The organism is Mycobacterium sp. DHQP2018-32-09, assembly GCF_058148405.1.
This window is the reverse complement of sequence record NZ_JBYVYK010000095.1, coordinates 1-6490: the sequence shown is the minus strand read 5'-3', so window position 1 is coordinate 6490 and position 6490 is coordinate 1. Positions and strand designations below refer to the sequence as shown.

At 72.0% G+C, this 6490-nt stretch carries 5 protein-coding genes and 1 pseudogene; 5 read left to right on the top strand and 1 reads right to left on the bottom strand.

Going from position 1 to position 6490, the window contains the following annotated elements:
- From AC30CM_RS26605 to hflX, 4 genes are all read left to right on the top strand, one after another.
- A partial coding sequence (locus AC30CM_RS26605) for a class III extradiol ring-cleavage dioxygenase family protein (RefSeq protein ID WP_490119913.1) occupies positions 1-364 on the top strand: 364 nt, incomplete at its 5' end.
- Entirely contained in the window at positions 361-1275 is a 915-nt protein-coding gene (gene miaA / locus AC30CM_RS26600) for a tRNA (adenosine(37)-N6)-dimethylallyltransferase MiaA (protein WP_490119912.1), read from the top strand. The genes AC30CM_RS26605 and miaA, both read left to right, overlap by 4 nt.
- Positions 1276-1279: 4 nt before the next feature.
- On the top strand, positions 1280-2152 hold the full coding sequence (gene dapF, locus AC30CM_RS26595; protein WP_490119911.1) for a diaminopimelate epimerase: 873 nt from the start codon (positions 1280-1282) through the stop codon (positions 2150-2152).
- 45 nt (positions 2153-2197) lie between these two features.
- Positions 2198-3631, top strand: a complete 1434-nt coding sequence (gene hflX / locus AC30CM_RS26590) for a GTPase HflX (RefSeq protein WP_490119910.1) — start codon at positions 2198-2200, stop codon at positions 3629-3631.
- Here the strand turns inward: hflX and AC30CM_RS26585 are convergent.
- Positions 3628-5913: a molybdopterin guanine dinucleotide-containing S/N-oxide reductase gene (locus AC30CM_RS26585; protein ID WP_490119909.1), complete on the bottom strand. Its 2286-nt coding sequence runs from the start codon at positions 5911-5913 to the stop codon at positions 3628-3630. The two genes, hflX and AC30CM_RS26585, sit on opposite strands and share 4 nt — an antisense overlap.
- 375 nt (positions 5914-6288) lie before the next feature.
- Here AC30CM_RS26585 and AC30CM_RS26580 point away from each other — a divergent pair.
- Positions 6289-6490, top strand: a pseudogene (locus AC30CM_RS26580) (MspA family porin); the annotation flags it as partial.

Genomic DNA, 6490 nt, shown 5'->3' with positions numbered 1-6490 from the left:
CGCCGCTGCGGTCGCCGCGGGCGCCACCCTGCGCGCCGACCTGGACGCCACGCGCGACGACGTCGGCGTACTGATCGTCGCCGACGGCCACACCACGCTCACGCCGTCGGCGCCCGGCGGGTACCGGCCCGAATCGGCGGCCGCCCAGCAGGACCTCGACGACGCCCTGGCCGCCGCCGACGCCGCGGCGCTGGCCCGGGTCTCTCCGGCCGTCACCGGGCGCGTCGGCTACCAGGCGCTGGCCGGGCTGCTCGGCACCGCGCCGCACGCCATGACCGAGCTGTACCGCGGGCAGCCCTACGGCGTCGGCTACTTCGTGGGCGTGGCGGTGCCGGTGCCCCCGGCCGGGGAACCGGGGCCGTGACGCGGCCGATCGCGGTGGTGGGGCCCACGGGAGCGGGCAAGTCGGCGTTGGCGCTGGAGCTGGCAGAGCGGCTCGGCGGTGAGATCGTCAACGCCGACGCCATGCAGCTCTACCGCGGCATGGACATCGGCACCGCCAAGCTCGCGGTGACCGAACGGCGCGGCGTCCCGCACCACCAGCTCGACGCCCTGGAGGTCACCGAGACCGCGAGCGTCGCGCGGTATCAGGAGGCGGCCGCCCGCGACGTCGAGGCCATCGCCGCCCGCGGCCGGGTACCGATCATCGTCGGCGGCTCCATGCTCTACGTCCAGTCGCTGCTCGACGAGTGGACGTTCCCCGCCACCGATCCCGACGTGCGCGCCCGCTACGAACGGCGCCTCGCCGCCGTCGGCGCGGCGGCGCTGCACACGGAGCTGGCCCGCGTCGACGCCGACGCCGCCGCCTCGATCCTGCCCACCGACGGGCGCCGGATCGTGCGGGCGCTGGAGGTCGTCGAACTCACCGGCGAGCCGTTCGCCGCCAGCGCGCCGGTGATCGGGACGCCGCGCTGGGACACGTTGATCGTCGGCGTCGACGTCGACACCCCGGTGCTCGACGAGCGCCTGGCCCGCCGCACCGACCGGATGTTCGAGGCGGGACTGGTGGACGAGGTGCGGGCGCTGTGCGAGGTGGGTCTGCGCCGCGGCGTCACCGCCTCCCGCGCCCTCGGCTACGCGCAGGTGCTCGAGGCTCTCGACGCCGGCGGGTCGCAGGCCGACCTGGCCGCCGCCGCCGAGCGCACCTTCGTCGGGACGCGGCGCTACGTCCGGCGTCAGCGGTCCTGGTTCCGGCGCGACCACCGCGTGCTGTGGGTGGACGGTACCGGCGACGTCGACGTCGAGGCGGTGCGGCGGGCCTGGCACGTATCCTGAGCAGGTGAAGTTCGCCAAGGGACACGGGACGCAGAACGACTTCGTCGTGCTCCCCGACGTCGATGCGCGCATCGACCTGTCTCCGTCGGCGGTCGCCGCGCTGTGCGACCGGCGTCGCGGGCTGGGCGCCGACGGCGTCCTGCGCGTCACCACGGCGGGCGCCGCGCTCGCCGCCGGCGTGTTCGATCGGCTCCCCGAAGGCGTCTCGGCCGCCGACTGGTACATGGACTACCGCAACGCCGACGGGTCGACGGCCCAGATGTGCGGCAACGGCGTCCGCGTCTTCACGCACTACCTGCGGGCCAGTGGACTCGAGACGCGCGACGAGTTCGTCGTCGGTTCACTGGCCGGACCGCGGCCCGTCGTCGTGCACGCCGCCGACGCCCTGAGCGCCGACGTCACCGTCGACATGGGCAAGGCCGAGGTCACCGGCTCCGGGGTCGCCGTCGTCGGCGGGCGCCGCTTCACCGGCGTCGGCGTCGACGTGGGCAACCCGCACCTGGCCTGCGTGGACCCGGAGCTGACCGAGGCCGACCTGGCCGCGCTGGACGTCGCCGCCCCGGTGTCGTTCGACGCCGCCCAGTTCCCCGACGGCGTCAACGTCGAGGTGCTCACCGCGCCGGTCGGCGACGCGGTGACGATGCGGGTGCACGAGCGTGGGGTGGGCGAAACCCGTTCCTGCGGAACGGGAACCGTGGCCGCGGCGGTGGCCGCGCTGCGTGGCGACGGGGCGTCGACCGGAACGCTGCGCGTCCGCGTGCCTGGCGGCGAGGTGACCGTGACCGTCACCGACGCGACCAGTTTCCTGCGCGGCCCGTCCGTGTTGCTGGCCCGCGGCGAACTCTCCGAGGAATGGTGGGGAACCCACCATCGTTAAACGAGGTGCATGAACAGTGATCTCCGTGCGACGCTACGGTCGCCCATGAAACCTTCCGACGACTTCTTCCGCCCCGCCTCCGGCGCCGGGCCCACGCCCAGTACCGGTGAACTCGCCCTCGAGGACCGGACCGCGCTGCGCCGCGTCGCCGGGCTGTCCACCGAACTGGCCGACGTCACCGAGGTCGAGTACCGCCAGCTGCGCCTCGAACGCGTCGTGCTGGTCGGCGTCTGGACCGAGGGCAGCGCGGCCGACGCCGACGCCAGCCTCGCCGAACTCGCCGCCCTGGCCGAGACCGCCGGATCGCAGGTCCTCGAGGGCCTCATCCAGCGACGCGACAAGCCGGACACCTCCACCTACATCGGCTCCGGCAAGGCCGCCGAGCTGCGCGAGGTGGTCGAGGCCACCGGCGCCGACACCGTCATCTGCGACGGCGAGCTGAGCCCCGCCCAGCTCGTCGCGCTCGAGAAGATCGTCAAGGTCAAGGTCATCGACCGCACCGCGCTGATCCTCGACATCTTCGCCCAGCACGCCACCAGCCGCGAGGGCAAGGCGCAGGTGTCCTACGCCCAGATGGAGTACATGCTGCCCCGACTGCGCGGCTGGGGTGAGTCCATGTCCCGGCAGGCCGGTGGTCGGGCCGGTGGTGCCGGCGGCGGCGTCGGCACCCGCGGTCCCGGCGAGACCAAGATCGAGACCGACAGGCGTCGCATCCGCGAGCGGATGGCCAAGCTGCGTCGCGACATCAAGGACATGAAGAAGATCCGCGACACCCAGCGCGGCGGCCGCCGCCGCAGCGAGGTGCCGTCGGTCGCCATCGTCGGCTACACCAATGCCGGCAAGTCCAGCCTGCTCAACGCCCTGACCGGAGCCGGCGTCCTGGTGGAGAACGCGCTGTTCGCCACGCTGGAACCCACGACGCGTCGAGGGCGATTCGACGACGGCAGGCCGTTCGTGCTCACCGACACCGTGGGCTTCGTGCGCCACCTGCCCACGCAGTTGGTCGAGGCGTTCCGCTCGACACTGGAAGAGGTGGTGGCCGCCGACCTGCTGGTGCACGTGGTCGACGGATCCGACGCGAACCCGCTGGCGCAGATCAACGCCGTCCGCACCGTGGTCAACGAGGTCGTCGAGGAGTACGGCATCGCGCCCCCGCCGGAACTGTTGGTGATCAACAAGACCGATGCCGCCACCGGGCTGACGCTGGCGCAGCTGCGCAACGCCCTACCCGATGCGGTGTTCGTCTCGGCCCGTACGGGCGACGGGCTGGAACAGCTGCGGCGACGGATGAGCGAGCTGGTGGTCGCCACCGATCAGACGGTGGACGTCACGATCCCGTACGAGCGCGGTGACCTGGTGGCGCGGCTGCACGCCGGCGGCCGCGTCGACGCCACCGAGCACACCCCGCAGGGCACCCGGATCAAGGCGCGCGTCCCGTCGAGCCTCGCGGCCAACCTGCGGGAGTTCGCGACGTTCTAGCGGGTGCCGATCGCCGGCGGTTGGTGCGCCCGCACCGGCGGCAGCGGACCCGCGTAGCGCTCGACCTGCACCAGCACGTGCGCGCCGGTGCACCCGCGCGCCAGCGACGACGTGCCCACGTCGGCGGTCAGCACGTTCGGGTTGCCGTGCACGCACATCGCGTCGGGATCGGCGGGATCCTCCGGGTCGTACCAGGCGCCGGTGGACAACTGCACCACGCCGGTCCGGACGCCGTCGTCGAGCACGGCGCCCGCCAGGCAGGCGCCGCGGTCGTTGTACACGCGGACGACGTCGCCCGCGGCGATTCCGCGGTCGGCGGCGTCGGTGGGATGCATCCGAATCGGTTCGCGCCCTTGCACCTTCGATTGCTGACTGGTCGCGCCGCCGTCGAGCTGACCGTGCAGGCGACTGGCCGGCTGGTTGGCCAGCAGGTGCAGGGGATGGGCGCCCGCCCGCACGCCGCCCAGCCATTCCTCGGGTTCGTACCAGGTGGGGTGGCCCGCACAGTCGGCGTACCCGAACCCGGCGATGGTCGCCGAGAAGATCTCGATGCGGCCGCTCGGGGTCGCCAGGCGGTGTCCCACCGGATCGGCGCGGAAGTCGGCCAGCAACGTCAGCCCCTCGTCGGTCGGCAATCGCAGCGCACCGGCGTGCCAGAAGTCCTCGAAGGTCGGCACCGCGAAGTCCAGCCCCGCCGACCACGTGTCGTACATGTGCGCCAGCCACTGCCGCGCGGTGCGGCCCTCGGTGAATCGTTCACCGAACCCGAGGCGGTGCGCCAGCATCGAGAACGTCGTGTAGTCGTCCTGGCTGTCGGCGTACGGCGCCACCAACGCGGGCATGGCGACCAGCATCGGATCGTTGCGCGACCCCGAGTAGTCGTCGCGCTCGTAGGCCGTGGTCGAGGGCACCACGACGTCGGCATGCTTGGCCATCGCGGTCCAGTAGGGCTCGTGCACCACGACGGTGTCGGGCCGGCCCAGTGCGCGCCGCAGCCGGGCGATGTCCTGATGGTGGTGGAACGGGTTGCCGCCGGCCCAGTACACCAGTCGGATGTCGGGGAAGGTGAGCGTCTCGCCGTTGAAGTCGTAGCGCCGTCCGGGATGCAACAGCATGTCGCTGACGGCGGCGACCGGGATGAACGTCGTCACCGGGTTGGCGCCTTGGGGGAGCACGGGCAGCCGGCAGCGCAGCGGGGCCAGCCCGGGCTCGTTCATGGAGCCGTAGCCGTGGCCGAAACCGCCTCCGGGAAGGCCGATCTGGCCCAGCATGGCCGCCAGGACGAGCCCCATCCACGGGGCCTGTTCACCATGGCGAACGCGCTGCAGCGACCAGCTCACCGTGACCAGGGTGCGGCCGGCGGCCATCCGGCGGGCGAGGGTGCGCAGCTGCTCGGCGGGCAGCCCGCACAGCGCCGCCGCCCATTCCGGGGACTTGGCCACGCCGTCGGCGCTCCCGAGCAGATAGCGCTCGAACTCCGGGTATCCCGTGCAGTAGCGGTCCAGGAAGTCCCGGTCCGCCAGGCCCTCGGTGGCCAGCACGTGGCCCAGCGCGAGCATGATGGCGACGTCGGTGCCGGGTACCGGCGCCCACCATTCGGCGTCGCCGTCGACGTCGTCGCGCAGCGGCGACACCGACACCACGCGGCCGCCGCGGGCGCGGAACCGATCCAGCGCGGCGCGCATGGGGTGGGCGGTGGTGCCGCCGTGGTTGGTGCCGGTGTTCTTCATCCCGACGCCGCCGAAACACACCATCACATCGGTGTGCTCGGCGATGACGTCCCACTGCGTGGATCGCTTGAAGAGGTCGTCGTGGGTGCCGACGACGCGCGGCATGATGACGCCGGTGGCGCCCAGACTGTACGAGTGCCGCGACGACGTGTAGCCGCCGAGCATCTTGAGGAAGCGGTGCACCTGGCTTTGCGCGTGATGGAACCGGCCGGCGCTGGCCCAGCCGTAGGACCCGCCGTAGATCGCCTCGTTGCCGTGCGCGTCGACGACGCGGCGCAGCTCGGCGGCCAACAGCTCGGTCAGTTCCGGCCACGACACGGCGACGAACTCGTCGGCGCCACGCTGCGTGCTGGGGCCGGGGCCCCGCTCGAGCCAGCCGCGACGCACCGCGGGTCCGGTGACCCGCGCCCGATGACGTACCGCCCCAGGTAGGTTGCCCAGCAGTGGCGAAGGGTCGGCGTCGCCGGCGATGGGACGTACCGCGGTGATGTCGCCGTCGGCGACGTCCGCCGTGAAGGCGCCCCAGTGGGCGAGGCTCTGGGCGGGGGACACGCGGCAGAGTCTAGGCGCTCGGGACGCGCCGGGCGGGCGGTGCCGTTCCGGTGTGCGACCGGGATGTCATCCCGTCCAGGATGTGGCATTCGTCACATCCGAATCACACGAGCGCGGTGCGTCACACATGAAATCTTAACGTTTGGGCAATCGCCCAGTGTGCTACCTGGCCTGTTCACGGGCGTGATCGGGCGATCTGGCTAATCCAGACGGGTCAAACGTGGCAATTCGATCCGGCGTGTTCTCAGCGTTGTCTCAGTGACTCGGCATCGCTATGGTCACTCCACCGACTCGCGCGACGGGGTGGGTGTTCGGTCGGAGCAACACGATCGGCTCGGTGGCCCACGGGGACACCGCGACAAGACTAGGGAGAAGATGAAGGCAATCAGTCGGGTGCTGGTCGCGCTCGTCGCGGCCATCGCGGCGTTGTTCGCGAGCACGGGCACCTCGCACGCGGGCCTGGACAACGAGTTGAGCCTCGTTGACGGCAAGGACCGCACGCTCACCATTCAGCAGTGGGATACGTTCCTCAACGGCGTGTTTCCCTTGGACCGCAACCGTTTGACCCGTGAGTGGT